24 protein-coding genes are annotated in these 25,041 nt (G+C 67.4%); 17 read left to right on the forward strand and 7 right to left on the reverse strand.

From position 1 onward, the window contains the following. The first annotated feature begins 37 nt into the window (after nucleotides 1–37). Genes urtB through urtE form a run of 4 tightly spaced genes read left to right on the forward strand, consistent with a single transcriptional unit; the run spans nucleotide 38 to nucleotide 4,636 of the window. On the forward strand, nucleotides 38–1,951 hold the full coding sequence (urtB, locus tag LZ585_RS14085; RefSeq protein ID WP_234854154.1) for an urea ABC transporter permease subunit UrtB: 1,914 nt from the start codon (nucleotides 38–40) through the stop codon (nucleotides 1,949–1,951). A 1-nt stretch (nucleotide 1,952) separates the two neighbouring features. Further along, nucleotides 1,953–3,188 (forward strand): urea ABC transporter permease subunit UrtC, encoded by a 1,236-nt coding sequence (urtC, locus tag LZ585_RS14090; protein WP_234854155.1) that lies wholly within the window; start codon nucleotides 1,953–1,955, stop codon nucleotides 3,186–3,188. After that, entirely contained in the window at nucleotides 3,185–3,925 is a 741-nt protein-coding gene (gene urtD, locus LZ585_RS14095) for an urea ABC transporter ATP-binding protein UrtD (RefSeq protein WP_234854156.1), read from the forward strand. Before urtC ends, urtD begins: the two co-directional genes overlap by 4 nt. Nucleotides 3,926–3,928: 3 nt before the next feature. Then, a complete protein-coding gene (gene urtE, locus LZ585_RS14100) occupies nucleotides 3,929–4,636 on the forward strand; it encodes an urea ABC transporter ATP-binding subunit UrtE (RefSeq protein WP_234854157.1) in 708 nt (235 codons plus the stop codon). A 99-nt stretch (nucleotides 4,637–4,735) separates the two neighbouring features. Here urtE and LZ585_RS14105 read toward each other — a convergent pair whose 3' ends face one another. Together LZ585_RS14105 and LZ585_RS14110 are read right to left on the reverse strand one after the other, a co-directional pair. Then, entirely contained in the window at nucleotides 4,736–5,185 is a 450-nt protein-coding gene (locus LZ585_RS14105) for a DNA polymerase III subunit chi (protein WP_234854158.1), read from the reverse strand. A gap of 5 nt (nucleotides 5,186–5,190) precedes the next feature. Beyond that, nucleotides 5,191–6,771, reverse strand: coding sequence for a leucyl aminopeptidase (locus LZ585_RS14110; RefSeq protein WP_234854159.1), 1,581 nt, complete (start codon nucleotides 6,769–6,771; stop codon nucleotides 5,191–5,193). 114 nt (nucleotides 6,772–6,885) lie between these two features. On the opposite strand from LZ585_RS14110, the gene lptF reads away from it, so the two are divergent. From lptF to rsmA, 6 genes are read left to right on the forward strand one after another with little or no spacing between them, the layout of a single operon-like run. Then, on the forward strand, nucleotides 6,886–8,013 hold the full coding sequence (lptF, locus tag LZ585_RS14115; protein WP_234854160.1) for an LPS export ABC transporter permease LptF: 1,128 nt from the start codon (nucleotides 6,886–6,888) through the stop codon (nucleotides 8,011–8,013). After that, nucleotides 8,010–9,119, forward strand: a complete 1,110-nt coding sequence (gene lptG, locus LZ585_RS14120; RefSeq protein ID WP_234854161.1) for an LPS export ABC transporter permease LptG — start codon at nucleotides 8,010–8,012, stop codon at nucleotides 9,117–9,119. The genes lptF and lptG overlap by 4 nt, the downstream gene beginning before the upstream one ends. After that, nucleotides 9,116–11,479, forward strand: coding sequence for an LPS-assembly protein LptD (locus tag LZ585_RS14125; RefSeq protein ID WP_234854162.1), 2,364 nt, complete (start codon nucleotides 9,116–9,118; stop codon nucleotides 11,477–11,479). The genes lptG and LZ585_RS14125 overlap by 4 nt, the downstream gene beginning before the upstream one ends. A gap of 36 nt (nucleotides 11,480–11,515) precedes the next feature. After that, nucleotides 11,516–12,781, forward strand: a complete 1,266-nt coding sequence (locus tag LZ585_RS14130) for a peptidylprolyl isomerase (protein ID WP_234854163.1) — start codon at nucleotides 11,516–11,518, stop codon at nucleotides 12,779–12,781. Further along, a complete protein-coding gene (gene pdxA / locus LZ585_RS14135; RefSeq protein WP_234854164.1) occupies nucleotides 12,778–13,746 on the forward strand; it encodes a 4-hydroxythreonine-4-phosphate dehydrogenase PdxA in 969 nt (322 codons plus the stop codon). Before LZ585_RS14130 ends, pdxA begins: the two co-directional genes overlap by 4 nt. Next, a complete protein-coding gene (gene rsmA / locus LZ585_RS14140) occupies nucleotides 13,743–14,597 on the forward strand; it encodes a 16S rRNA (adenine(1518)-N(6)/adenine(1519)-N(6))-dimethyltransferase RsmA (protein ID WP_234854165.1) in 855 nt (284 codons plus the stop codon). Before pdxA ends, rsmA begins: the two co-directional genes overlap by 4 nt. Before the next feature lie 37 nt (nucleotides 14,598–14,634). Here rsmA and LZ585_RS14145 read toward each other — a convergent pair whose 3' ends face one another. The 4 genes from LZ585_RS14145 to speB form a co-directional block, all read right to left on the reverse strand. Beyond that, complete coding sequence (locus tag LZ585_RS14145; RefSeq protein WP_234854166.1) at nucleotides 14,635–15,492, reverse strand: DUF4167 domain-containing protein; 858 nt, start codon at nucleotides 15,490–15,492, stop codon at nucleotides 14,635–14,637. Nucleotides 15,493–15,746: 254 nt separating this feature from the next. Beyond that, on the reverse strand, nucleotides 15,747–16,568 hold the full coding sequence (gene prmC, locus LZ585_RS14150; RefSeq protein ID WP_234854167.1) for a peptide chain release factor N(5)-glutamine methyltransferase: 822 nt from the start codon (nucleotides 16,566–16,568) through the stop codon (nucleotides 15,747–15,749). Beyond that, nucleotides 16,565–17,617 carry a peptide chain release factor 1 gene (gene prfA, locus LZ585_RS14155; RefSeq protein WP_234854168.1) on the reverse strand — a complete coding sequence of 351 codons (1,053 nt, stop codon included), beginning with the start codon at nucleotides 17,615–17,617 and terminating at the stop codon, nucleotides 16,565–16,567. Before prfA ends, prmC begins: the two co-directional genes overlap by 4 nt. A 110-nt stretch (nucleotides 17,618–17,727) precedes the next feature. Next, nucleotides 17,728–18,687 carry an agmatinase gene (gene speB / locus LZ585_RS14160; protein WP_234854169.1) on the reverse strand — a complete coding sequence of 320 codons (960 nt, stop codon included), beginning with the start codon at nucleotides 18,685–18,687 and terminating at the stop codon, nucleotides 17,728–17,730. A gap of 150 nt (nucleotides 18,688–18,837) precedes the next feature. Between speB and LZ585_RS14165 the strand changes: the two genes are divergently transcribed. The 6 genes from LZ585_RS14165 (at nucleotide 18,838) to LZ585_RS14190 (ending at nucleotide 22,949) form a co-directional block, all read left to right on the forward strand. Then, nucleotides 18,838–19,899: a cytochrome-c peroxidase gene (locus LZ585_RS14165; RefSeq protein WP_234854170.1), complete on the forward strand. Its 1,062-nt coding sequence runs from the start codon at nucleotides 18,838–18,840 to the stop codon at nucleotides 19,897–19,899. A gap of 180 nt (nucleotides 19,900–20,079) precedes the next feature. Then, nucleotides 20,080–20,526, forward strand: a complete 447-nt coding sequence (gene rpsF / locus LZ585_RS14170) for a 30S ribosomal protein S6 (RefSeq protein WP_234854171.1) — start codon at nucleotides 20,080–20,082, stop codon at nucleotides 20,524–20,526. A gap of 14 nt (nucleotides 20,527–20,540) precedes the next feature. Further along, a complete protein-coding gene (rpsR, locus tag LZ585_RS14175; RefSeq protein WP_103173059.1) occupies nucleotides 20,541–20,768 on the forward strand; it encodes a 30S ribosomal protein S18 in 228 nt (75 codons plus the stop codon). 12 nt (nucleotides 20,769–20,780) lie between these two features. After that, the gene (rplI, locus tag LZ585_RS14180; RefSeq protein WP_234854172.1) at nucleotides 20,781–21,365 is read left to right on the forward strand and encodes a 50S ribosomal protein L9; all 585 of its coding nucleotides are present in this window, start codon (nucleotides 20,781–20,783) and stop codon (nucleotides 21,363–21,365) included. A gap of 176 nt (nucleotides 21,366–21,541) precedes the next feature. Beyond that, nucleotides 21,542–22,504, forward strand: a complete 963-nt coding sequence (gene bmt, locus LZ585_RS14185) for a betaine--homocysteine S-methyltransferase (RefSeq protein ID WP_234854173.1) — start codon at nucleotides 21,542–21,544, stop codon at nucleotides 22,502–22,504. Nucleotides 22,505–22,583: 79 nt separating this feature from the next. Next, nucleotides 22,584–22,949 (forward strand): DUF983 domain-containing protein, encoded by a 366-nt coding sequence (locus LZ585_RS14190; protein WP_234854174.1) that lies wholly within the window; start codon nucleotides 22,584–22,586, stop codon nucleotides 22,947–22,949. Here LZ585_RS14190 and LZ585_RS14195 read toward each other — a convergent pair. After that, nucleotides 22,946–24,025, reverse strand: coding sequence for a PA0069 family radical SAM protein (locus LZ585_RS14195; protein WP_234854175.1), 1,080 nt, complete (start codon nucleotides 24,023–24,025; stop codon nucleotides 22,946–22,948). The genes LZ585_RS14190 and LZ585_RS14195 overlap by 4 nt on opposite strands. 103 nt (nucleotides 24,026–24,128) lie before the next feature. On the opposite strand from LZ585_RS14195, the gene yghU reads away from it, so the two are divergent. Continuing rightward, nucleotides 24,129–24,992 carry a glutathione-dependent disulfide-bond oxidoreductase gene (yghU, locus tag LZ585_RS14200; protein ID WP_234854176.1) on the forward strand — a complete coding sequence of 288 codons (864 nt, stop codon included), beginning with the start codon at nucleotides 24,129–24,131 and terminating at the stop codon, nucleotides 24,990–24,992. The last annotated feature ends 49 nt before the right edge of the window (nucleotides 24,993–25,041 follow it).

A 25,041-nucleotide genomic window follows, 5' to 3' on the forward strand; every position in this document is an offset into this window, starting at 1 on the left:
CGGCTCTCTCCGCCCCTTCTTTTCCGGGAATGCGCCCATGATCCGCCCGCTGATCGTTCTTGCCCTGACGCTGCTTCTGGCGGCGCCCGCCGCGGCCAACCCCGCGCTTGAAGCGGTCATTGCCGACAACCTGGACCAGATCGAGAAGCCCTCGCGCCGGTCGGTGGAACCGCTGGTGGGCCGGATCGCGGCCACCGGTCCCGAAGGTCTGGCCCTGCTGTCCGCCTGGGCCGACCGGTCGCTGGGCGTCACGGATGACGGGCGGCTGCTGATCGTGGCCGGTGATAGGGCCAGCGACGCGGTGACGGGCCAGCCCGTTCCCGGCGCCGATCCGAAAATGCTGCGCCCCAATTCCGGCGTGCGCGGCGTGATCGAATCTGTCCTGGTCGCGAGTGAGATTTCCAACCCCGACCCGGTGCGCCGGGCTGCCGCCCTGGCCTCCATCGCCCGCGACGGCACGGCCGAGCATCTGGCAGCCCTGCGATCTGCCGCGCCCGAAGCCGATCCTGCCCTGGCCTTGCAGCGCGATCGCGTGGCCAGCCTTTTGACGATCCGCTTCGATCCCGACCCCGCCGTCCGCGTCGCGGCCATCGACGACCTGGCGGGCGGGGTGGGTCTCGACTTTCGTGCGGCGCTGAACCCGCTGCTGGTGACAACGCGCATCGCCGCGCCCGCCGAACCGGATGCCAACATCGCCCGCGAACTGACCGTTGGTGACGACGATTTCCCGCGCGAGGCCGCCATTGCCCTGCTGACCAGCCAAGGCATCCTGCAACCCCGCCTGACCCCCGCCGACCAGCGCAACGCGCTTGCCGCCAACATCGTGAACGGAAGCGTGGGCGGCGTCCCGGTGGCAGACCTGTCCGACCCCGCCGCCCGTGACCGCGCCTACGAGGCGCTCGAGGCCTCGGGCGCGGTCCCCCCCGCCGCAACGGACGGCGAGGCTGACGCGGCAATCGCCGCCAATCGGTTTTTCGAAACCTACGCAGAACCCAATGCCGCCGTGACCGACGCCGCCCGCGCCGCGCAGACCGGCGCGCAGGTACGGCTGGCGGCCATGACCGGCATCGACCTGGGGCTGGACGCGCTGTCCTTGGCCTCGATCTATTTCCTGGCGGCCATCGGGCTGGCGGTGACCTTCGGGGTGATGCGCGTCATCAACATGGCGCATGGGGAATTCATCATGATGGGTGCCTATACCGGCTATGCCGTGCAAACCCTGATCGCCGACCGCACCCTGTCGCTGGTCGTGGCCTTGCCGCTGGCCTTCGTCGTGACCTTCGGCGCCGGGGTGCTGCTCTATCGGCTGGTCATCCGCCACCTAGCGCACCGTCCGCTGGAGACGCTGCTGGCGACCTTTGGCGTGTCCATCGCGCTGCAACAGTTGGCCAAGAACATCTTCGGCACCCAGGCCCGCCCGCTGACCGCCCCCGCCTGGCTGGAAGGATCCATCATCGTCAACGACGTGATCTCGATTTCCTCGATCCGGGTGGCGATCTTCGTGCTGGCCCTGCTGTTCCTGGGCCTGTTCCTGTTCATCATGAAGCGCACCCGGCTTGGGCTGGAGGTCCGCGCCGTGACCCAGAACCCCGGCATGGCGGCGTCGATGGGCATCAACCCCGATCGCATCGCCATGATGACCTTTGGCCTGGGATCGGGCATCGCGGGCATCGCGGGCGTGGCCATCGGGCTGTTCGCGCAGGTCACCTCGGAACTGGGCCAGCAATACATCGTGCAAAGCTTCATGACCGTGGTCGTGGGGGGCGTGGGCAACATCTGGGGCACGCTGGCGGGCGCCACGCTGATCGGCGGGCTGTCCAAGGTGATCGAGGCGCTGAACCCCGCCAACACCCTGGCCGCGCAGACCTTCATGATCCTGTTCATCATCATCTTCATTCAGTTCCGCCCGCGCGGCATCATCCCGCAACGCGGCCGCGCGGCAGAGGCGTGACATGACCCGGCAATCCTTCATCCTGCGCAACCCCTCGATCCTGGTGGTGCTGGCGGTTCTGGCCGTCTTCATTGTCGCCGTGACCCTGCTGAGCCAGGCCTATGGCACCGGGCTGATCCCCACATCCACCGTGAAGGTGCTGGGCAAGACATTGTGCCTGGCGCTTGCGGCGGTGGCGATGGATCTGGTCTGGGGCTACCTGGGGATCCTGTCGCTGGGGCAGATGGCGTTCTTTGCCCTTGGCGGATACCTGATCGGGCAATGGCTGATGTATGCGCGGACCGAAGGCATCGTCGCGGCATCCATGGCCGGAAACCCCATTCCACCCACCCCACAGGAACTGCGGGAGGGCGTCGCCAACCAGATCTTCGGCGTGGTCGGATCGTCCGACCTGCCGCTGGCCTGGTCCTTCGCCCATTCGCTGCCGATCCAGCTTCTGCTGGTCTTGGCGGTGCCCGGCCTGCTGGCCCTGGTCTTCGGATGGCTGGCCTTCCGCAGCCGCGTCAACGGGGTCTATCTGTCGATCCTGACCCAGGCAATGACGCTGGCCTTGGCCTTGTGGCTGTTCCAGAACGACAGTGGCTTCCGGGGCAACAACGGGCTGTCGGGCTTGCAGAACATTCCCGGCCTCGATGCGGTCGATCAGGCGACGCTGTCGGTCTGGTTCCTGTGGGCCTCGGCCATGACCCTGGGCCTGGCTTACGTCTTGGCGGCATGGCTGGTCAGCGGCAAGTTCGGCAGCGTGATCCGCGCGATCCGCGACGACGAGACCCGCGTGCGCTTCCTGGGCTATCCGGTCGAGGGCTTCAAGCTGGTGGTCTTCACCCTGGCCGCAGTGATCACCGCCATCGCGGGGGCGCTGTATTACCCGCAGGCAGGGATCATCAACCCGGCCGAGCTGATGCCCATCGCCTCGATCTATCTGGCGGTCTGGGTGGCGATCGGCGGACGCGGCAGGCTGTATGGCGCGATCATCGGCGCGGTCGTCGTCTCGCTGCTGTCAAGCTGGTTCACGGGCGGGCGGGCGCCGGGGATCCGCCTGCCGGGCTATACGGTGAACTGGGTGGACTGGTGGCAGGTGGCGCTTGGCATCAGCTTCGTGGGGGTCACGCTGTTCGCGCCCAAGGGCATCGCGGGCATCGTCGATTGGCTGGGCGGATTGCGCCCGCCGCAGCGGCATGGCCGCGACCTTGGTCCCGACCAGGGCGCGTTGCAGGAACAGGAGGCCAAAGCATGACGGCGTTGCTGGAGGTGGACGGCATTTCCGTCAGCTTTGACGGGTTCCGGGCGATCAACAACCTGTCCTTCAGCATCGGCCCTGTCGAGTTGCGGGCCGTGATCGGTCCCAATGGGGCGGGCAAGACCACCTTCATGGACATCGTGACCGGCAAGACCCGCCCCGACGCGGGCGACGTGAAATGGGGCAGCCCGCCGAAATCGCTGCTGCGCATGAACGAGGCGCAGATCGCCCGCGAGGGCGTGGGGCGCAAGTTCCAGCGTCCCACCGTCTTCGAGGACCAGAGCGTCGCGGACAACCTGACCATGGCGCTGAAGGCCAACCGCAGCCCCTTTGCCGTGCTGGGCTGGCGGCCGTCGCGCGCGTCAGCGGAACGGGTCGCGGACCTGGCCTCCGAGGTCGGCCTGGCAGCCCAGGTCGCCCGCAAGGCCGGGGAATTGTCCCATGGGCAAAAGCAATGGCTGGAAATCGGGATGCTGCTGGCATCGGCCCCGCGCCTGCTGCTGGTCGATGAACCCGCCGCCGGCATGACGCTGGCGGAACGAGAGCAAACCACGGCCCTGCTGGTGCGGCTGGCGCAGACCCGCGCCGTGGTGGTGGTGGAACACGACATGGACTTCGTGCGCCGCCTGAACTGCAAGGTCACGGTCCTGCACCAGGGGTCGGTGCTGGCGGAAGGTTCCCTGGACCATGTGACCCGCAATCCCGACGTCGTCGAAGTCTATCTGGGGCGCTGAAAGATGCTGGAAGCCACCAACCTGACCCTGCATTACGGCGGAAGCCAGATCCTGCACGGGATCGACATCACGGCCCGCCCCGGATCCGTGACCTGCGTGATGGGCAACAACGGCGTGGGCAAGACATCGCTGATGAACCTGCTGGCCGGGCGGCATCCCCGATCCGGGGGCACCCTGCGGTTCGACGGCCGTGACTTGGGGCGCGTCACGGCGCAAGCAATGGCGCGCATGGGCGTGGGCTATGTCCCGCAGGGCCGGGCGATCTTTCCCATGCTGACCGTGCGCGAGAACCTGCAGACGGGATTCGCCTGCCTGCCCCGCAGGGACCGCCGCATTCCGGACGAGCTCTTCGACAGCTTCCCCGTCCTGGCGGAAATGGCCCACCGACGCGGCGGCGATCTGTCGGGCGGCCAGCAGCAACAGCTTGCCATCGCCCGCGCCCTGATCACAAGACCGCGCGTCCTGCTGCTGGACGAACCGACCGAGGGGATCCAGCCCAACATCATCGCCCAGATCGGCCGCGTCATCGCGGGCCTGCGAGACCGGGGCGACATGGCGGTTGTCCTGGTCGAACAGTTCTTCGATTTCGCCTGGGACCTGGGCGATGATTTCCTGGTCCTGGAACGCGGCCGCGCGGTGATGCAAGGCCCCAAGGCCAGCCTGCGCCGCGCCGACCTGCATGCAAGGCTTTCCGGTCACGCGGCGGCGTGATCAGGCCACGAACGGCATCCGGCTTTCCTTTCGCCAGGCCCGGGTTCAATCACACGGTCCGCCTTGTGGCACCGGCGCCAGCGCCAAGTCGATGCGGCGCTATCGCTTGCGTTCCCAGCGGCCGCCTTCCTCGGACCAGTATTCCGCCGCGACGCCCCCGCCGGTCAGCACCCGCCATTGGTCGCGCGCCCGGGCAGTGGCCGCCGCATCGCCGCCGTCGAAGATGATGCAGGCGCGTTCCAGGGCCTGCACCTCGGAAGGCGTGATCTCGGCCCCGTCAAGGGCCATCAGGCAGGCGGGATCGTTGGCGGCCCCCTGTCCGGCCAGCGTCAACAACACGGGCTGTCGCGCGTCATGCGGACCGCCGGCCAGGCCATGCGGCAGGAAGCCGTCGCCTTGCCACAGGTGCAGATCCAGCCGCTCCATCCGGCCCGGATCCGTGCCGCGCAGTTCCACGTGCCAGCCCGCCGCCAGCGACTTGCCGATCAGTTGCGGCAACAGGCTTTCGGCGGGGGACCGGGTCAGGTGATAGAACAGCGCGTTGCCCACCGGGCCTATTTCGCCTCGTAGCCGTCACGGACCAGGCGATCCAGCGTCATCACCCCCCAGCCGGTCGCACCCTTAGGCGCAAGGTCGGTGGCGGCTGGCGGCAGCGCCACGCCCGCGATGTCGATATGCGCCCAGGGGGTGCCCTTGCGGATGAAGCGTTGCAGGAACTGCGCCGCCGTGATCGACCCCGCCGCGCGCCCGCCGGTGTTCTTCATGTCGGCCAGGCGCGACTTGATCAGGGTATCATAGGGCTGGCCCAGCGGCAGGCGCCAGGCACCCTCGCCCTCGGCCTTGGCGGCGGCCAGGATGCTGTCGGCCAGCGCGTCGTCGTTGGCAAAGACGCCCGCATTGTCATGGCCAAGCGCGATGATCACCGCCCCGGTCAGCGTCGCCAGATCGATCACGGCCGAAGGATTGAAGCGGGTCTGCGCATACCACAGCACATCGGCCAGCACCAAGCGGCCCTCGGCATCGGTGTTGATCACCTCGATCGTGTCGCCCTTCATGGACCGCACGATGTCGCCGGGACGCTGGGCACGGCCGTCGGGCATGTTTTCCACCAGTCCCACCAGGCCCACGACATTGGCTTTCGCCCGGCGCAGCGCCAGCGTGCGCATCACGCCCGCGACGACACCCGCGCCGCCCATGTCCATGGTCATCTCCTCCATGCCCGCGGCAGGCTTGATGGAAATGCCGCCGGTGTCGAAGACCACGCCCTTGCCGACCAGGGCCAAGGGCGCCTCGTCGCCGCCGCCGTTCCAGTGCATCACCACGACCTTGGACGGGCTTTCCGACCCCTGCCCCACGCCCAGCAGCGCGCGCATCCCCAGTTCGGCCAGCTGGTCCTCCTCCAGCACCTCGACGGTCAGGCCGATCTCCTCCATCGCCTTCAGGCGGTCGGCGAAATCGCTGGTGGTCAGGACGTTGGCCGGTTCGTTGACCAGATCGCGGGTGAAGAACACGCCTTCGGCAACCGCCGCCGCGTCCTGGGCAGACTTCGCCAGGGCCTCGGGGCCTTCGGCCATGAAGGTCACGCGGGCCTTTTCGCTGACCGGCTCGGCGGGCGCTTCCGGGGCGCTGTCGGCCTGGGCATCGGCCAGAACCGCCGTGTCGGGTTCATGCGTGATGCTTTGCGGGATCGGGTCGGCGCCTGCGTCCCCATCACCCTCGACGGGCTTTGTCTGGTAAACGGAAAAGTCGTATCCCCGCAGCGCGATGCCCAAGGCCACCTCGTTGGCCAGCGGATGCGCGCCCGCCAGCACCAGCGTGTGGGTCTTGCCCAGCTTGGCGCCGATGGCCGCCCCTGCCTTGCGCGCCTGGTCCACGGTGGCATCGTCGGGCAGCGCCACCAGCGTCAGGGCATCCGCCTCCATCCCCGCCGGAAAAGCCAGTTCCAGGGCCGCGCCGGGCTTCAGCGCCTTGCCCGCCCTGGAGTCCATCGCCCGCCACGCCGCCTGCCGGGTCGCGTCCGGCAGGCCCGGCGGCAGGTCGCCCCCCGGGGCGACGATCATTGCCACCCGTCCCTGATGCCCGGCCAGACGGTCGGCGGCGGTTTCGGTAAAGGTGATTTCGACGGGGTGGGTCATGGCGTCCTCATCATTCTGCGGATCAAAGCCTAGACGCCCCGCGCACCCTTTTCCAGAGCCGCCCTTGCCGCTAAGCAAGGATGTGACTGCCGCCCCAAGGATACCCCCCGCGATATGCCCCGGATCGACCGCTATATCCTCAGCCAGTTGCTGACCCTGTTCGGGTTCTTCGCCCTGGTGCTGGTGTCGGTTTACTGGATCAACCGCACGGTCAGCCTGTTCGACGATCTTCTCAGCGACGGGCAGACCGCGCTTGTGGTGCTGGAATTCACGGCGCTGACGCTGCCCCTTGTGATCTCGGTCGTGCTGCCGGTGGCGGGCTTTGCGGCGGCGGCCTACGGGACGAACCGGATGGCGGGGGAATCGGAACTGGTCGCCATGCAGGCGGCGGGGCTGTCGCCCTGGCGGCTGGCGCGGCCGGTGCTGGTTTTCGGCGTCTTCGTGGGGCTGATGGTGGCGGTGCTGGTCCACGGCCTGGTGCCCCTGGCCCGCGCGCGGCTGGCCGACCGGCAAGCGGAACTGGCCCAGGACGTGACCGAGCAGTTCCTGCGCCCCGGCAGCTTTCAATACCCGACGGACGGCATCACCCTGTTCATCCGCGACATCGCCGCCGACGGCCGCCTGCTGGATCTGTTCATCGAGGATGCGCGCGATCCCGCGAACCAGATGATCTATACGTCCGAGGAAGCCCTGGTCGTGCGCACGGATACCGGACCGGTGCTGATCCTGTTGCGCGGCATGTCGCAGAACCTGCGCCAGGCGGGGGACCGCCCGTCGCTGGCGGTCACGCGGTTCGGGGAATTCAGCTATGACATCGGGGCCATGCTGACCGGCGGCGGGCAAAAAGGCCGCGACCTGCGCGACTACGGCACGCTGCGCTTGTTGAACCCGGATGCCGATCTGCTGGCCGCCACCGGGGCCACCGCGCCCGATGCCCGGCGCGAGGCGCATGAAAGGATCGCCCAGCCGCTGTTGTCGCCCATCGCCGCGATGATCGGATTTGCCACGCTTCTGATCGGCGGCTATTCGCGGTTCGGCGTGTGGCGTCAGGTGCTGTGGGCGATCCTCGGGCTGATCGTGGTGCAGTTTCTGACCAATGCCGCCGCCAATCAGGTCGGACGCGACCCTGCCCTTTGGCCGCTGCTCTATATTCCGGCGGCGGCGGGCACGGTGATGTGCCTGGGGCTTTTGTGGCTGGCGGGCAAGCCGCGCCGCCTGAAGCACAGGGGCGCACCGGCATGATCCTGGCCCGCTATGTCGCGCGCCGCTTTCTGCGGTCCTTTGTCACGATCACCGGGGCGTTCCTGCTGATCCTGCTTCTGATCGACATAATCGAGATGATCCGCCGGTTTTCCGACCGCGACATCGGCCTGGGCGGCGCCCTGGGGCTGGCGGGACTGAACGTCGCTTCCAGCTTTTATTCGATCCTGCCCTTGCTGACGGTGCTGGCGGGGATCGCGCTGTTTTTGAACCTGGCGCGCACGTCGGAAATGGTGGCGATCCGGGCATCGGGCCGATCCGCGCTGAAGGTCGTCACCGCCCCTGCCGTCACGGCCGCGCTTGTGGGCGCGCTGACGGTGGCGCTGCTGAACCCCCTGGTGGCCGTTACCGGCGCGCGCTTTGACGAGGCCGTGGCCCGGATCGACCGGGACAGCCGCCAGACGGTATCGGTGGGCGACAGCGCCGTCTGGCTGCGCCAGGCCGTGACCGAGGGGTCCGAGGAATCGGGCCAAATCGTCATCCGCGCCAGCCGCGCCAGCCCCGATGCGACGACGCTTTACGACGCCACCTTCATGGTCTTCGACGAAGCCGCCGGTCCGGTCCGCCGGATCGAGGCCCGGCAGGCTAGGCTGGTGCCCGGCCAGTGGGAACTGTCCGATGTCCGCGACTATCCCCTGTCAAATTCCAATCCCGAAGCTGCCGCCACGTCCGCCGACCGGATGGAACTGGCATCCGACCTGACCGCGCAGCGCATCCGCGAGGGCTTTGGCCGTCCCGAGGCGGTGCCGGTCTGGCAACTGCCGGGCTTTATCGCGGGACTTGAGCGGGCGGGCTTTTCGGCCGCGCGCCACAAGGTCTGGTTGCAGATGGAACTGGCGCGGCCCTTCCTGATGGGGGCGATGGTGCTGATCGCCGCCGCCTTTACCATGCAGCACGTCCGGGGACGCAATACCGGCGGGGCAGTGCTGCTGGCCTTCGGGGCCGGGATCGGGCTGTTCTTTCTGCGCAATCTGGCGCAGGTTCTGGGCGACAATGGCCAGGTGCCGCCCTTGCTGGCAGGATGGACGCCGCCCCTGGTCGGCGGGCTTCTGGCCTTGGCGCTGATCCTGGCGCGGGAGGACGGATGACGACGCGCGTGCTGAAGGGCTGGGCATTGGGGCTGGCATTGCTGCCGGGCATGGCGCTTGGCCAGACGATGCTGTCCCAGGATCCGGGCCTGGGCGCAGGCAGCCTGGGCGGCCCAAGCACCTTCCGCTGGACCGACGAGGCTGCCCTGGCGCCCACCGCCGACCCCTTGGGCAACAGCATCCTGGGCGACCGCACCCCTGATGCCACCCCCTTGCGGGCCGCGGCCCCCGACACGAACGTGACCCTGCCCGCCCGCCCGCTGGACGGACCACGCGACGATGCGGCAACGGTTTTGGCCGACAGCATGGTCCTGCAAGGCGACCAGACGCTGATTGCGGCGGGCGGCGTGGTCGTCTGGTACCAGGGTGCCCGGCTGGTGGCCTCCCGCATCGTCGTGGACGGTCCATCGGGCGACCTGACCATAGAAGGCCCGATCCATCTGTCCCGCCCCGGTGCCGTGGACCCCGATGCCGAGGCGATCCTGATTGCCGACAGCGGCCAGCTGGACCGCGAGCTGCAAGACGGCATCATCCGAGGCGCGCGGCTGGTGCTGGCCCGCGAATTGCAGCTTGCCGCCACCGAACTGACCCGCACCGGAAACGGCCGGACCACCACCTTGCGCCAGGTTGTCGCCTCAAGCTGCCAGATTTGCGCCAGCGACCCGACCCCCTTGTGGGAGATTCGCGCCCGCAGCATCACCCATGACGCGGAAACCCGGCTGCTGACCTTTGATCATCCGCAATTCCGCGCCTGGGGCATCCCGCTTGCCGCCGCGCCCTTTACCGTGACCGCCCCCGATCCCACGGTCGAACGTCGCACGGGCTTCCTGCGGCCGGAATTCCGGACAACCTCGGGGCTGGGGTTCGGGATCAAGCTTCCCTATTTCGTCACCCTGGGCGATCATGCGGATGTTACGGTCACGCCCTATGTCTCGGCCAGCCGGACGCGGACGCTGGAACTGCGTTACAGGCAAGCCTGGTCGAATGGCGTGACCGAATGGAACGGCGCGGTCAGCCGCGATGACATCGAGGCGGGCGAGACGCGGGGATACGTCTTTGGCAATGCCCTGGTCGACCTGCCGCGCGGCTATCGCCTAGGGGTCCAGGTTCAGGCGGCATCCGACCGGGGATATCTGCTGGATTACGACATCACCGAGGCCGACCGGCTGTGGAGCGGCTTTACCGTGGAACGCGTGACCCGCGACAAGCTGTTCTTCGGGCGCGTCGGCAATTACCATTCCCTCCGCGACGACGAAGACAACAGCACCTCGCCCGCCCAGGTGGCCGACGTGATCTGGCAGCGCAGCTTCAGCCCCCGCTATATCGGCGGACAGGCGGCCCTGGAATGGTCGGTCCATGCGCATCGCCGCCCGTCCGACCAGGATCAGGTGGGGCGCGACATGGCCCGCGCCTCGGTAGGCCTTGACTGGCGGCGCAGCGAGATCCTTGCGGGCGGCGTGGTAGGCGCCGCCCTGGCGGGGATCGACGCCGACATTTACCGCATCGCGCAGGACAGCCGCTTTGACGACCTCGTGGCGCGCGCCGACCCGATGGTGGGCGTGGAATTGCGGTGGCCGCTGATCGGCGGCCGCGACGGGGCGACGCATCTGGTCGAACCCGTGGCGCAGATCCTGTATTCCCCGTCAGGGAACGACGACGACATCCCGAACGAGGACAGCCGCCTTGTCGAGTTCGACGAAGGCAACCTGTTTTCCGACAACCGCTTCCCGGGCTGGGACGCGCGCGAAGGGGGCCTGCGCGCCAACCTGGGCGTGACTTGGACCCGCATGGACCCGACAGGCTGGTCGCTGGCCCTGACAGGGGGCCGGGTGCTGCGCGCCGATCCCGAACCCGCCTTCCCCGAGGGATCCGCCCTGTCGGGAACCCGTTCGGATTGGCTGGTGGCGGCGCAATACGACAGCGGGACGGGCCTTGCCATCGCCAACCGGGCGCTGTTCGACGACGGCCTGGATATGTCGCGCAACGAATTGCGGCTGGGCTGGCTGCGCAACGATCTGCAATTGTCGGCGGGTCATCTGTGGCTGGACGGCGATGACGGGAATCCGGAACGCCCTACCATCAGCGAACTGGCCGCCAATGTCGGATGGCAGATTCGCGACGGCTGGTGGGGCAGTGCCGAAACCCGCTATGACTTCGTGGCCGACCGGGCGCAGCGCGCGTCGCTGGACCTGACCTATCGCAATGAATGCCTAACGGTGGACATGGGCGTCTCGCGCCGCTTCACCAGTTCGGACAGTGTGCGGGCGGAAACCAGCCTGGGCCTGTCGGTCCGCCTGGGCGGTTTCGGGACGCAGGAAGACTTGCCGGGCACGGTGGCGCGCCGGTCCTGCATACGCTAAGGTTTGCGCCAAGAAACGAACACAAAGGGGCAGCAGATGCGGCATTTCCTTTCCGGCCTCGCCTTGACGGCGGCCCTGGCGGCGGCGCCCGCGCCGATCCTGGCGCAGAACCTGTTCGAGCCGGTGGTTTATATCAACAACGCCGCCATCACCCGATACGAGGTCGGGCAGCGCCAGCGGTTCATGCAGATCGTGGGTGCGCCGAACACTACTCCCGCCGAGGCGCAGCAGGCATTGATCGACGACCGGCTGCGCAATTACGCGGCGCGGCAGCTGGGGATTGTCCCTACCGACGAAGGCCTGCAGAACGGGCTTGAGGAATTTGCAAGCCGGGCGGGCCTGTCTGCGGCCGAATTCACCGCGGCCCTGGAAAACGCGGGCGTCGAACCCCAGGCTTATCGCGATTTCGTCAGCGCGGGCCTGGTGTGGCGGTCGGTCATCCGCGAACGCGTGGTCCCCCGGATCAAGGTGTCGGATGCCGAGGTGGACCAGGAACTGCGCCGCGTGGTCGAAACGCCGATCCTATCGCGGGTGCTGATTTCCGAACTGATCATTCCCGCTCCGCCGGGGCAGGAACAGCAGGCCCTGAACCTAGCCCGCCAGATCGCCGGCGCGGGGCTGTCGTCGGATGAATTCGAGGCTGCGGCGCGGCAATATTCCGCCGCCGAATCGGCGCAGGCGGGCGGGCGGCTGGCCTGGGTCAACATCGACAACCTGCCCCCCGGCCTGCGTCCGGTGATCACCGCCCTGCAGCCCGGCCAAACCACCCAGCCGCTGACGGTCGAGGGGGCGGTCGTGCTGTTCCACCTGCGCGACAGCCAGGGGACGCTGCGACCCGGTGCGACGGAACAGGTGATCGACTATGCGACCCTGCGCCTGGCGTCCGCCGCGGATGCAGCAACGCTGGCCGCGCGGGCGCTGTCCTGCGACGACCTGTATGTCCAGGCAGGGGCGCAAGCGGGCCAGGTGCAGCGCCAGACTGTGCCGCAAGGCGCGATCCCGACGCTTGTCGCGCAACGCCTGGCCTCGATGGACGCGGACGAGGCCGGCGTGGTCGATTATGGCAACGGCGCCGATCTGGTGATGCTGTGTTCCCGCCAGCCTGCCTTGGTGGCGGACATGGCGGCCGACGTGCCCACGACCGCCCTGCCGGACGACGGAGTCGAGGCCGCGGTGCCGAATGCAAGCGACCTGCCCACCCGCGAGGCCGTGCGCGACGAGATCTTCAACCGCAAGGCCAATGCCGCCGCCGAAGCCTATCTGGCCGAATTGCGGGCCGAAGCTATCATTCGCCGCCCGTGACGGCGGGCCGCATCATCCTGACCTGCGGCGAACCGGCGGGCGTCGGGCCGGAACTGGCCCCGCAGGCGCTTGCGTCAGGTGTGGATTTTGCCTGGATGGGCGATCCGCGCCATCTGCCTGCGGGCACGGCCTTCACGGAAATCGCCGCGCCCGGCGATCCGGTGCCTGCCGGGCATCTGGCCGTGCTGCGCCACGATTTTGCCGCGCCCGCCGAACCGGGCCGCCCCGACCCTGCCAATGCGGCAGGCGTGATCGACGTGATCGCACGCGCGGTGGATCTGGCGATGTCGGGACGGGCGGCGGGAATCTGCACCCTGCCCATCAGCAAGCAGGCGCTGAAGGAAGGCGCGGGCTTTGCCTTTCCGGGCCATACCGAATACCTGGCCCATCTGGCCGGTGATGTTCCGGTCGTGATGATGCTGGCCTCGACCACGGTGGATCCGCCCTGCCGCGTGGTGCCCGCGACGATCCATATCCCGTTGCAGGACGTGCCCGCCGCGCTGACCGATGCGGTTCTGGAACAGGCCATCCGCATCACGCACGCCGCGATGATCCGCGACTTCGGTATCCCCGCCCCGCGACTGGCGGTTGCGGGCCTGAACCCCCATGCGGGTGAAGGCGGCACGATGGGCCGCCAGGAAACCGACTGGATGGTTTCCCTGCTGGCGCGCCTGCGGGCCGAGGGCTTTGACCTGGCCGGCCCCCTGCCCGCCGACACGATGTTTCACGCCCCCGCCCGCGCCCGATATGACGCGGCGGTCTGCGCTTATCACGACCAGGCGCTGATCCCCATCAAGACGCTAGATTTCGCGGGCGGCGTGAATGTGACGCTGGGCCTGCCGTTCATCCGCACCTCGCCCGACCACGGCACCGCCTTTGACATTGCGGGCCAGGGCATCGCCGATCCGGCCTCGACCATCGCCGCCTTGCGCATGGCCCGCGACATGGCGGCGGCGCGGGCATGACCACCATCGACAACCTGCCCCCCCTGCGCGAGGTGATCGCCCGCCACGACCTGCGCGCGAAAAAGCAGCTGGGCCAGAACTTCCTGCTGGACCTGAACCTGACCGCCAAGATCGCACGCCAGGCGGGCGACATGACGCAATGCGACGTGCTGGAAATCGGTCCCGGTCCTGGCGGACTGACGCGCGGGTTGCTGGCCGAAGGGGCGCGCCATGTCCTAGCCATCGAAAAGGATGCCCGTGCCCTGCCTGCCTTGCAGGAAATCGCCGACCGCTATCCGGGCCGACTGACGGTGATCCATGGCGACGCCCTGGACATCGACCCGCTGGCGCATCTGACCCCGCCGATCCGAATCGCGGCGAACCTGCCCTATAATGTCGGAACGGAGCTGCTGATCCGCTGGCTGACGCCGCGCGACTGGCCGCCCTTCTGGCAATCGCTGACGCTGATGTTCCAGAAAGAGGTCGCGGAAAGGATCGTCGCCGCACCGGGCAGCAAGGCCTATGGTCGCTTGGCGCTGCTGGCCCAGTGGCGGGCGGATGCACGCATCGTGATGACCCTGCCGCCCGAGGCCTTCGTGCCCGCTCCCAAAATCCATTCCGCCGTGGTCCATCTGACCGCCCTGTCTGTCCCCCGCTTTCCCGCCGACCCGGCGATCCTGTCGCAGGTGACGGCAGCGGGTTTCAACCAGCGGCGCAAGATGCTGCGCGCGTCCTTGCGGGGCCTGCATCCCCGGATCGATGCGCTGCTGGAACAGGCGCAGATCCCCCCCACCGCACGGGCCGAGGAGATCGAACTGGAACGGTTCTGCGCGCTTGCCCGCGCCTTGCAGGCCGCCCGCAGCGGGCATTGAAAAAGGGCCGCTGGCTGATCGCCGCGGCCCCTTGTTCCTATTCCTCGCCGGTGGCGGGCGTATCCTCAGACCTTGTCTCGTCCTCGGGCGCCTTGCGTCGGCCGCGCGGGGCACGAGGTGCCGCAGGCTTTTCGCCACGCGGCGCGCGTGGGGCGCGGCTGCGGGCAGGCTTGGACGCGGCCTCGGGCGTCTCGACCGGGCCTGCGGTCTCGTCCTCGGATGTCGTCACGGCGTCCGGCAGGCCCTCGGGCAAGGGCTCCATGAGGGGATCAGGCTGGCGAAGTTCCGGCTGCTCCTCCCGGACCTCGGCGACCGGTTCAAAGCCGGGCTGTTCGCGCTGGCCTCCATCGCGGGGGGCCTGGTCGCGGCCGCCTTGATCGCGCTGCTGGTCACGATGCGCGGCATCACGGTTGCCGCTGTCGCGTCCTCCGGTGTCACGCCCGCCGCTGTCGCGCGTGCCGGTGTCACGCCCGCCGGTGTCGCGGCGGGTATGATCGCGTCCGTTGCCGTTTCCGTTTTCGCGGCCAGCATCGTCGCGTCCGCCCCCATCGCGGTTCTGATGCCCGTTATTGTTGCCGTTCGGCTGGGCCTCGCGCCCTTCTTCACCGTCTTGGCGGGGCTGGTGATATTGCTGGCGCTCGGCCATTTCCTTTTGCGCCTCGCCCAGCATCCGCGTGTAATGCTCGGCGTGTTGCAGAAAGGACTGCTCGGCCACGCGGTCGCCGGACAATTGCGCGTCGCGGGCCAGGCTCAGGTATTTTTCAATGATCTGCTGGGGCGTTCCGCGCACCTTGCCCTCGGGGCCAGAGCTGTCGAAAACGCGGTTGACGACATTGCCAAGCGTGCTGCGCTGGCGGTTCGACTTGTTGCGCGAACGGGATTTTGATGATCTCATCAGTTTATCTGTCGTGATTCCAGTATAATCCGGGATCCAGGAGTCTGGACGGCGTCGCGGGCGGCACGGGCGCCGCGAAAGGCGCGCATTGCCGTTCAGCCAAAGGCTTGCGCCCGGACAAACGCAACGGGCGTCCATCAGGGAATCGGCTTTTGCAGGCTGACCCGTGCGTTGGCATCGCTGCCCCCTGCACAAGGGCGACTAACCACGCCCGGCGCAGGCTGACAAGCAAAAACTTGGTCTGCGCCCGCGATTCAGGCCGAAAACCGTGCCAGAATGACACGATCCCGCCCATCCAGATCGTGGATCACCTGCGTTTCAGCCCCCGAATCGGCAAAAAACGCGCCCACCGCCCTCGCCTGTGTCGGCCCGATTTCGACCAGCACGTGCCCACCGGGATTCAGGTGATCCCCCGCCTTCGCCGCGATGGCACGATAGGCGGTCAGCCCGTCCGCCCCATCGGTCAGGGCGCCATGGGGTTCCCAATCGCGCACATCGGGGGACAGCCCGGCCATTTCATCCGCCGCGATATAGGGCGGGTTCGACACGATCAGGTCGAACCGCCCGGCCACCCCGTCATACCAGTCAGCCCGGATGAACTCCGCCGGGACGCCGATCTCCCCCGCATTCCGACGCGCAACCTCCAGGGCCGCGCCCGAGATATCGGTTCCCACCCCCCTGGTCCCCGGCCGCGTGGCCAGAACCGAGATCAGGATCGCCCCCGTCCCGGTTCCCAGGTCCAGAACGCTGGACCAGGGCAGCGCCAAGGCTGCATCCACCAGCACCTCGGTTTCGGGGCGCGGGTCCAGCGTGTCGCGGGTGACATGAAAGCGGTGGGCATAGAAATCGCGAAAGCCCACGATCTGGGCCACCGGCTGATGCGCGGCGCGGGCGGCGATGCCCTGGTCCAGCCGCGCCAGTTCGCCAGTTGTCAGATCGCGATCCAAGCTCCGCAGCCGCCCTGGGTCCACCCCCAGGACAGCCGCAAGGATCCGGTCGGCATCGCGCGCGGCACCTTGGATCCCCGCCTCGGCCAACCTGCGGGCGGCATCCGCACGGGCTTGCGCCAGCCTCACTCCTGGGCGGACAGGCGCGCGGCCTGGTCATGGGCGGTCAGCGCGTCGATGGTTTCGCCCAGATCGCCCGCCATGATCCGGTCCAGCGCGTAAAGCGTCAGGTTGATCCGGTGATCCGTCATCCGGCCCTGCGGAAAGTTATAGGTGCGGATCCGTTCGCTGCGATCCCCGGACCCCACCTGGGACCGCCGGTCGGCGGCCCGTTCGGCATCGGCGCGGGCGCGTTCCATGTCGAAAAGCCGGGCACGCAGCACCGCCATGGCATTGGCGCGGTTCTGGTGCTGGGATTTTTCGCTGCTGGTGACAACAATGCCGGTCGGCAGGTGGGTGATGCGCACCGCCGAATCGGTGGTGTTGACGTGCTGCCCCCCTGCACCCGACGCGCGCATTGTGTCGATGCGGATATCACCCGCCGGGATGTCGATGTCGACCTCCTCGGCCTCGGGCAAGACCGCCACGGTTGCCGCCGAGGTGTGGATCCGCCCGCCCGATTCGGTTTCCGGCACCCGCTGGACGCGGTGAACGCCGGATTCGTATTTCAGCCGGGCAAAGACGCCCTCGCCCTCGATGCGCGCCACGGCTTCCTTGACGCCGCCAAGGTCGGATTCGGTCAGATCCAGCATCTGGAAGGTCCAGCCCTGCTGTTCGGCATGACGGCGATACATGGACAACAGGTCGCCCGCGAACAGCGCGGCCTCGTCGCCGCCGGTGCCGGGACGGATCTCGATGATGGCCGGGCGTGCGTCGGCCGCGTCTCTGGGCAACAGGGCGATGCGCAGGGCCTGTTCCAGGACGGGCATCTCGTCGCGCAACCGTGCCAGTTCATCTTCGGCCAGTTCGCGCATCTCGGGATCGGCCAGCATGGCCTCGGTCTCGGTCAGACCGTCACGGGCGGCCTGCCAGCGGGCGATCTGTTCCACCACCGGCTTCAGTTCGGCATATTCGCGGCTGATCCGGGCGATCTGATCCGGTGCCGGGCCCGCGTTCAGCTGCGCTTCGAGAAACTCGAACCGCTGGACGATCTGGACAAGGCGATCCTCGGGCAACATGGTGGGGGATTACCCGCGCGCCCCCCCACCGGCAAGGGCTTCTTCTTCACTTAAGTATCCCGCAGGGGGTCCGGGGGGCGCGAAGCCCCCCGGCTGTCGCGGGACGCGCTTCAGCGACGCGTCCAGCCGTAAAGCGCGATCAGTTCGGTCGCGACATGGGCTCCCGCGATCGCCGTGGCCCCCGTCGTGTCATACGGAGGAGAGACTTCGACCACGTCGCCGCCGATCAGGTCCACCCCCGCCAGCCCGCGCAGCAACGCCGCCGCCTGCCATGATGCCAGCCCGCCCCAGACCGGCGTGCCGGTGCCAGGCGCGAAGGCGGGGTCAAGCGCGTCGATGTCAAAGGTGATATAGACCGGACGGTCCCCGACCGCCTGCCGGATCCGGGCCAGGGTCGCATCCACCCCGTCGCGATGCACGGACGGCGCATCCAGGATGGTCACGCCCATTGTGTCGGGATTGTCGGTCCTGATCCCCACGCTGACGCTGGCTGCCGGGTCAACGGCCCCCTCGCGGATGGCCTTGTACAGGAACGTGCCGTGGTCGATCCGGTCGGGATCATCGTCCACCCAGGTGTCGGAATGGGCGTCGAACTGGATCAACGCCACCGGGCCGCGCCGGGCGGTCACGGCGCGCAGGATCGGCAGGGTGATGGAATGATCGCCCCCCAGCGTCACCGGCGCCGCGCCTGCGTCCAGGATGGCTCCGATATGCCCCTCGATCCGCGCCGGAACCTCTGCGACATTGGCATAATCGAAGGCCATGTCGCCGTAATCCACGACCGACAGCATCGACAAGGGGTCATAGCCCCAGCCATAGGGGGCGTCATAGGGTTGCAGCACCGACGCCTCGCGGATGGCACGGGGACCAAAGCGCGTGCCGGGCCGGTGCGTCACCGCCTGGTCGAAAGGGATGCCGGTGACCGCCACGTCCGCCCCGGCCAGATCCTTGGTATAGCGCCGTCGCAGAAAGCTTGTTGCCCCGCCGAACGCATTCTCGAACGACAGGCCGCGCGGATCTTTCCTGGTAAAGGCTTGATCGACCTGATTTTTCGCATCTTCCAGTGCCATCGCGACCTTTCCCGCCCTTATGCCCCCGCATGGTGGCGCAGCGCAGGACGCGCCGCAAGCGCCGCCGATTTGATCTGCATCAGGGCGTGACCCCGTCTCCTCCGGTTATCATGGGTCACGAGCGCGCGAGACATGAAATGAAAGACCGCCATGAAGACATCCCTTCTTGCCATCGCCGCACTGGGCGTCCTGGCCCAGCCGGTGCTGGCCCAGACCGACCTTCCATCGGACGCCGAGCTGCGCCAGGCCGCCCTGGAATGGTTCGAACCGATCCCCGACGCGCCCCAAGCCCCTCCGGGCAACGTGCTGAGCCCGGAACGGGTCGATCTTGGGGCGATGCTGTTCTTTGATCCGCGGATGTCGTTGTCGGGCCTGTTTTCCTGCCAATCCTGCCACAACGTCGGCATCGGCGGCGTGGACGGGCTGCAAACCTCGATCGGGCATGGCTGGCAGCAGGGACCGCGCAACTCGCCCACCATGCTGAACGCCATCTTCAACATCGCGCAGTTTTGGGATGGCCGCGCGCCCGACTTGGCCGAACAGGCCAAGGGTCCGGTCCAGGCGGGGGTGGAAATGAACAACACGCCCGAAAACCTGATCGGCACGCTGAATTCCATGCCAGGCTATGTCGATGCCTTCAAGGCGGCCTTCCCGGACGAGGCGACGCCGGTCAGTTTCGACAACTTCGCCACTGCCATCGAATCCTTCGAGGCGACGCTGATCACCCCGAACAGCGACCTGGACCGCTTTCTGAAGGGCGACGACGCGGCGATGACGGACTTGGAAAAGCGCGGGCTGGCGGCCTTCATGGACACCGGCTGCACCGCCTGCCATTCGGGCGTGAACGTGGGCGGGCAGGATTACTACCCCTTCGGCGTGGTCGAGCGGCCCGGCGGATCGGTGTTGCCCGAAGGCGACCGGGGCCGCTTTACCGTGACGAAGACGGCCGATGACGATTACGTCTTCCGCGCCGCCCCCCTGCGCAACGTCGCCCTGACCGCGCCTTATTTCCATTCCGGCGCCGTCTGGGATCTGGCCGAGGCGGTCAGCATCATGTCCTCGTCCCAACTGGGCACCGAACTGGCCGAAGCGCAGGTCGATGAGATCGTGGCCTTCCTGGGCACCCTGACGGGCGAACAGCCCCAGGTGGTCCACCCGATCCTGCCGGTGCGCAGCACGGATACGCCCCGGCCCCAGCCGATGATGCCGTGACATCCCTGCCCGGCTCGGCGACCCTGGGCCGGGCAACCCCCGAATCGCCTTGCATCCCCGGCTTTCGCCGCTATAAGACCCCATCCTTCCGACCGGATATTGCAACCGGCGCAGCCTCTCGTGACGGGTGCGGAAGGGATGGCCCGTCGATGAAATGCGCCTGAAACCGAAAGGGATGCCATGCCTCTGTACGAGCATGTGCTGATTGCCCGCCAGGACCTGTCGAACACGCAGGCCGAAGGGCTGATCGAACATTTCTCGACCGTGCTTGCCGACAATGGCGGCCAGGTCGTCGAAAACGAATACTGGGGTGTCCGCACCCTCGCCTACAAGATCAACAAGAACCGCAAGGGCCACTATGCCTTCCTGCGCTCGGACGCGCCTTCGGCCGCCGTGCAGGAAATGGAACGCCTGGCCCGCCTGCATGACGACGTGATGCGCGTCATGACCGTGCGCGTGGACAAGCACGAGGAAGGCCCCTCGGTCCAGATGCAGAAGCGTGAAGAACGCGGAGAGCGTGGCGACCGTGACCGCGGCGACCGCGGCGACCGTCCGCGCGGCGATCGCGACCGTGGTGATCGTGGCGCCGACCGTGGCGATCGCGGCGACCGCCGCGAGCGGAACTGAGAGGATCTGGAATCATGGCGAACAAACCGTTCTTCCGCCGCCGCAAGGTTTGCCCGTTCTCGGGTGAAAACGCCCCGGCCATCGACTACAAGGACACGCGCCTGCTGCAACGCTATATCAGCGAACGCGGCAAGATCGTGCCCTCGCGCATCACCGCCGTTTCGGCCAAGAAGCAGCGCGAGCTGGCCCGCGCCATCAAGCGCGCCCGCTTCCTGGCGCTGCTGCCCTATGTCGTGAAGTAAGGAGACCTGAACATGCAAGTCATCCTGCTGGAACGCGTGGCGAAACTTGGCCAGATGGGCGAAGTCGTCAACGTGAAGCAAGGCTTTGCCCGCAACTTCCTGTTGCCGCAAGGCAAGGCGCTGCGCGCGTCGGACGCCAACATTAAGGCGTTTGAGGGCCGCAAGGTCCAACTGCAAGCGCAGAACGCCGAATCCAAGGCAGAGGCCCAGAAAATCGCCGACAAGCTGGACGGCCAGACCTTTGTGGTCATCCGTTCCGCATCCGACGCCGGCGCGCTGTATGGGTCCGTCACCACCCGTGACGCAGCCGATGCCGCGACCGAGGCGGGCTTCACGCTGGACCGCAAGCAGGTCGTGCTGAACCAGCCGATCAAGGAACTGGGCCTGCACAATATCAGCATCGTGCTGCACCCCGAGGTTGATGCGACCATCATCCTGAACGTCGCCCGTTCTGCCGAGGAAGCTGAACTGCAAGCGCAGGGCAAGTCGATCCAGGAACTGGCCGCCGAGGCCGATGCCGCCGCCGAGTTCGAGATCGCCGAACTGTTCGACGACATCGGTGCGGCGAACGACGAAGAGGCCGACGACCGGAACTGATCCGGCCGCGCCCCTTTATCGGGCACACGCAAAGTTCAGGGCCGCGACGGGAAACCGCCGCGGCCCGTTTTTCGTTCGGGTTCAAATTGTTTCCCGCCGGAACCGACCATATCATGGACCTGATGATTGGCAGCCGTCCCCGGACGGAATTTTCGCGTTTTACCCAAGGATCGCCCATGCCCGACCCTCTCAGCCAGCTTCTTGCCAGCCGCGACTGGCTGATGGCCGACGGGGCGACGGGCACCAACCTGTTCAACATGGGCCTGCAATCCAATGTCGCGCCCGAATTGTGGAACGCCGACCAGCCGGACCATGTGCGGCGCCTGTATTGCGACGCCGTGCAGTCCGGGGCGGACCTGTTCCTGACCAACACCTTTGGCGGCAATGCCAGCCGTCTGGGCCTGCAAGGCGCCGCGCATCGCGTGCGCGAGTTGAACCTGGCGGGCGCCGCCATGGCGCGCGACATCGCCGACGCATCCGGGCGCAAGGTCGTCGTCGCCGGCAATATCGGTCCCACGGGCGAGATCATGGCCCCCATGGGCAGCCTGTCCCATGCCCGCGCGGTCGAGATGTTCCATGAACAGGCCTGCGCGCTGAAGGAAGGCGGCGCGGATGTGCTGTGGGTGGAAACCATCGGCTGCGACCGCGAATTCCGCGCCGCAGCCGAGGCCGCGCGCCTTGCTGAGATGCCTTGGTGCGGCATGATGAGTTTCGACACGGCGGGCCGCACGATCATGGGCGTGACCTCGGTCCAGTTGTCGGCCTTGGTAGAACGTCTGCCGAACCCGCCTGTCGCCTATGGCGCGAATTGCGGCGTGGGGGCGGCGGATCTGCTGCGAACGGTGCGCGACTTCGTCGCCTCGGGCAACGAACGGCCGATCATCGCCAAGGGCAATGCCGGGATCCCGCATCTGGAAGCAGGCCACCTGCATTACGACGGCACCCCCGCGATCATGGCGGATTACGCCTGCCTGGCGCGTGATATGGGGGTGCGCATCATCGGCGGCTGTTGCGGCACCACCCCTGCCCATCTGCGGGCCATGCGCGACGCGCTGGAAACCCGGCCCGCGGGCCCCCGCCCCTCATTGGAGGAGATCGCGGCACAGCTGGGAGGGTTCAGCTCGGTCGGGGAATACTGACCGAGCGCGCCGGTCGGACGCATCCCGGCGCGGCGCACAAGCGTTGGGCGGGGCGGCGGAACAAAAGGGCGAAGTCATCATGACCGAGGAACGCGACAGCCGGACGGCCATCGTCCGAGGACTCTTGAACAAGTGCCCCAATTGCGGCGAAGGCAAGCTGCTGCGCGGATACCTGGGCGTCCCCGCAGAATGCGAGATTTGCCATGCGCCCCTGGGCCGCTATCCCGCCGCCGACGGACCGGCCTTTTTCGCCATGACGATCATGCTGTTGCTGTTGATCCCGCTGATCGGGTTCACCTGGATCCTGTTCCGGCCAAGCCCGGTCATGCTGCTTGCCATCACGGGCGGGATCACGACGATCCTGACGCTGATCCTGCTGCGCTTCGTCAAGGGGGCCTTCATCGGCTATCTTTGGGCCAAGAACGAACAGGATCGGGGGGCCTAGAACAGCGACAACTGGTCCCCGGCCTTGGGCGGCGGGCCAAAGCGGCTGCAATCCAGGGGCGCGCTTTCCTTGTGATAGTTCAGCCGCCTGCGGGCCAGCCGGAACCGCTGCAGGGCCAGTTCCGCCTCGATCCCAGCGCCCCGGAAGCGATGGCCGAAACGCGGATCGTTGTCGCGCCCGCCGCGCATGGCCCCCACCCGGTTCATCACATGGGCCGCCATGCCGGGGCGGTGGCGGTCCAGCCAGTCGCGAAACAGCGGCGCCACCTCCAGCGGCAGTCGCAAGGGAATCATGCTGGCCGTCGTCGCCCCCGCCTCTCTCGCGGCAGCCAGGATCGCCTCGATTTCAGGTTCGGTCAGGACCGGAATCACCGGGGCGACCATGACGCGCACCGGCACCCCGGCAGCGGCAAGGGTGCGGATCATCCGCAACCTGATCGCGGGCGTGGGGGCGCGCGGCTCCATCGCGCGGGCCAGATCCGCATCCAATGTGGTGATGCTGACGCCCACCGCCGCCATCTGCCGGGCCGCCAGCTCGGCCCATAGATTCACATCGCGCAGCACGGTTTGCCCGCGCGTGACCAGCGTCGCCGGATGGTTCCAGTCCGACAACACCCGCAGGATCCCCGGCATGATCGCCAGCCTCGATTCCACCGGCTGGTAAGGATCGGTGTTCGTCCCCAACGCGATCGGCGCAGGACGATAGCCGGGCCGCGCCAGTTCGCGCGCCAGCAGCACCGCCGCATCGGGCTTGGCCGTGATCCGGGTTTCGAAATCAAGGCCCGGCGACAGGCCCAGATAGCTGTGGGTCGGCCGCGCATAGCAATAGATGCAGCCGTGTTCGCAACCGCGATACGGATTGATCGAGCGGTCAAAGGAAATATCGGGCGAGGTATTTCGCGTGATGATGCTGCGCGGCCGTTCGACCGTGACCTCGGTCCGCAAAAGGCGCACCTCCTCGGGAATGTCCCAGCCGTCGGACTCGCACGTTCTTTGATGCCGTTCGAACCGCCCATCGGGACGGGTGTCCGTGCCACGGGCCTTCAGGCGTTCTTCGGGGTTGCGGGGCGGCAGCATGGCATCATGCTAGAACAATACAAGAACAGTTTCCAGTGCTTTGGCGGTTGATGTTCACGCCCCCCGCCCCCATCCTGCCACCAACCCAGCATCAGGAGGGATCATGAGCGACGATTACACCCCGCCAAAGGTATGGAGCCAGAAGGGCGAGAACGGCGGCCAGTTTGCCAGCATCAACCGTCCCGTGGCCGGCCCGACCCATGACAAGGATCTGCCGATCGGCAAGCATCCCTTGCAGCTTTATTCGCTGGCCACGCCCAACGGGCAAAAGGTCACGATCCTACTGGAGGAATTGCTGGAGGCGGGCTTTGACGCGGAATACGACGCCTGGCTGATCCGCATCGGCGACGGCGACCAGTTCGGCAGCGGCTTCGTGGCCGCAAATCCCAATTCCAAGATTCCCGCGTTGATGGACCATTCTGCAACCCCACCGCGCCGGGTGTTCGAATCGGGGTCGATCCTGGTTTATCTGGCGGAAAAGTTCGGCGCCTTCCTGCCCGCTGACCCGGCCGGTCGGACCGAGGCGATGAACTGGCTGTTCTGGCAAATGGGCTCGGCCCCCTTCCTGGGCGGCGGCTTTGGGCATTTCTACGCCTATGCGCCGGTCAAGATCGAATATGCCATCGACCGCTACACGATGGAGGCCAAGCGCCAGCTTGACGTTCTGAACCGGCATCTGGCTGACAACCGCTTCATGGCGGGCGATGAATACTCGATCGCCGACATGGCGATCTGGCCCTGGTATGGGCAGATCGTAGCAGGCAAGCTTTATGGGGACGCCGCAACCTTCCTAGGCGCGGATATCTATGGCAATGTTCGCCGCTGGCATGACGAGATCGCCGCCCGCCCCGCCGTGCAGCGCGGGATCATGGTCAACAAGACCAGCGGAGAGCCGTCGCAGCAATTGTGGGAGCGCCACGATGCCAGAGACTTCCAGACCCGGACGCAGGACAAGCTGGAGAAGTAAGATCGGGGGCGCTGCCCCCATCGCCTTGCGGCGATTCCCCGGGATATTT

Origin of the sequence: Paracoccus everestensis, assembly GCF_021491915.1 — a bacterium.
In the GTDB taxonomy this organism is placed as follows: Bacteria; Pseudomonadota; Alphaproteobacteria; order Rhodobacterales; family Rhodobacteraceae; genus Paracoccus; species Paracoccus everestensis.

What these genes read in the sequence shown, in the direction of transcription:
- LZ585_RS14165 (WP_234854170.1), top strand. Translation starts at nt 18,838, where the DNA reads ATGAAGACATCCCTTCTTGCCATCGCCGCACTGGGCGTCCTGGCCCAG.
- LZ585_RS14130 (WP_234854163.1), top strand. Translation starts at nt 11,516, where the DNA reads ATGCGGCATTTCCTTTCCGGCCTCGCCTTGACGGCGGCCCTGGCGGCG.
- prfA (WP_234854168.1), bottom strand. Translation starts at nt 17,617, where the DNA reads ATGTTGCCCGAGGATCGCCTTGTCCAGATCGTCCAGCGGTTCGAGTTT.
- urtC (WP_234854155.1), top strand. Translation starts at nt 1,953, where the DNA reads ATGACCCGGCAATCCTTCATCCTGCGCAACCCCTCGATCCTGGTGGTG.
- LZ585_RS14190 (WP_234854174.1), top strand. Translation starts at nt 22,584, where the DNA reads ATGACCGAGGAACGCGACAGCCGGACGGCCATCGTCCGAGGACTCTTG.
- LZ585_RS14195 (WP_234854175.1), bottom strand. Translation starts at nt 24,025, where the DNA reads ATGCTGCCGCCCCGCAACCCCGAAGAACGCCTGAAGGCCCGTGGCACG.
- rpsR (WP_103173059.1), top strand. Translation starts at nt 20,541, where the DNA reads ATGGCGAACAAACCGTTCTTCCGCCGCCGCAAGGTTTGCCCGTTCTCG.
- bmt (WP_234854173.1), top strand. Translation starts at nt 21,542, where the DNA reads ATGCCCGACCCTCTCAGCCAGCTTCTTGCCAGCCGCGACTGGCTGATG.
- lptF (WP_234854160.1), top strand. Translation starts at nt 6,886, where the DNA reads ATGCCCCGGATCGACCGCTATATCCTCAGCCAGTTGCTGACCCTGTTC.
- urtD (WP_234854156.1), top strand. Translation starts at nt 3,185, where the DNA reads ATGACGGCGTTGCTGGAGGTGGACGGCATTTCCGTCAGCTTTGACGGG.
- LZ585_RS14145 (WP_234854166.1), bottom strand. Translation starts at nt 15,492, where the DNA reads ATGAGATCATCAAAATCCCGTTCGCGCAACAAGTCGAACCGCCAGCGC.
- rsmA (WP_234854165.1), top strand. Translation starts at nt 13,743, where the DNA reads ATGACCACCATCGACAACCTGCCCCCCCTGCGCGAGGTGATCGCCCGC.
- urtB (WP_234854154.1), top strand. Translation starts at nt 38, where the DNA reads ATGATCCGCCCGCTGATCGTTCTTGCCCTGACGCTGCTTCTGGCGGCG.
- urtE (WP_234854157.1), top strand. Translation starts at nt 3,929, where the DNA reads ATGCTGGAAGCCACCAACCTGACCCTGCATTACGGCGGAAGCCAGATC.
- yghU (WP_234854176.1), top strand. Translation starts at nt 24,129, where the DNA reads ATGAGCGACGATTACACCCCGCCAAAGGTATGGAGCCAGAAGGGCGAG.
- rpsF (WP_234854171.1), top strand. Translation starts at nt 20,080, where the DNA reads ATGCCTCTGTACGAGCATGTGCTGATTGCCCGCCAGGACCTGTCGAAC.
- speB (WP_234854169.1), bottom strand. Translation starts at nt 18,687, where the DNA reads ATGGCACTGGAAGATGCGAAAAATCAGGTCGATCAAGCCTTTACCAGG.
- LZ585_RS14125 (WP_234854162.1), top strand. Translation starts at nt 9,116, where the DNA reads ATGACGACGCGCGTGCTGAAGGGCTGGGCATTGGGGCTGGCATTGCTG.
- rplI (WP_234854172.1), top strand. Translation starts at nt 20,781, where the DNA reads ATGCAAGTCATCCTGCTGGAACGCGTGGCGAAACTTGGCCAGATGGGC.
- LZ585_RS14110 (WP_234854159.1), bottom strand. Translation starts at nt 6,771, where the DNA reads ATGACCCACCCCGTCGAAATCACCTTTACCGAAACCGCCGCCGACCGT.
- lptG (WP_234854161.1), top strand. Translation starts at nt 8,010, where the DNA reads ATGATCCTGGCCCGCTATGTCGCGCGCCGCTTTCTGCGGTCCTTTGTC.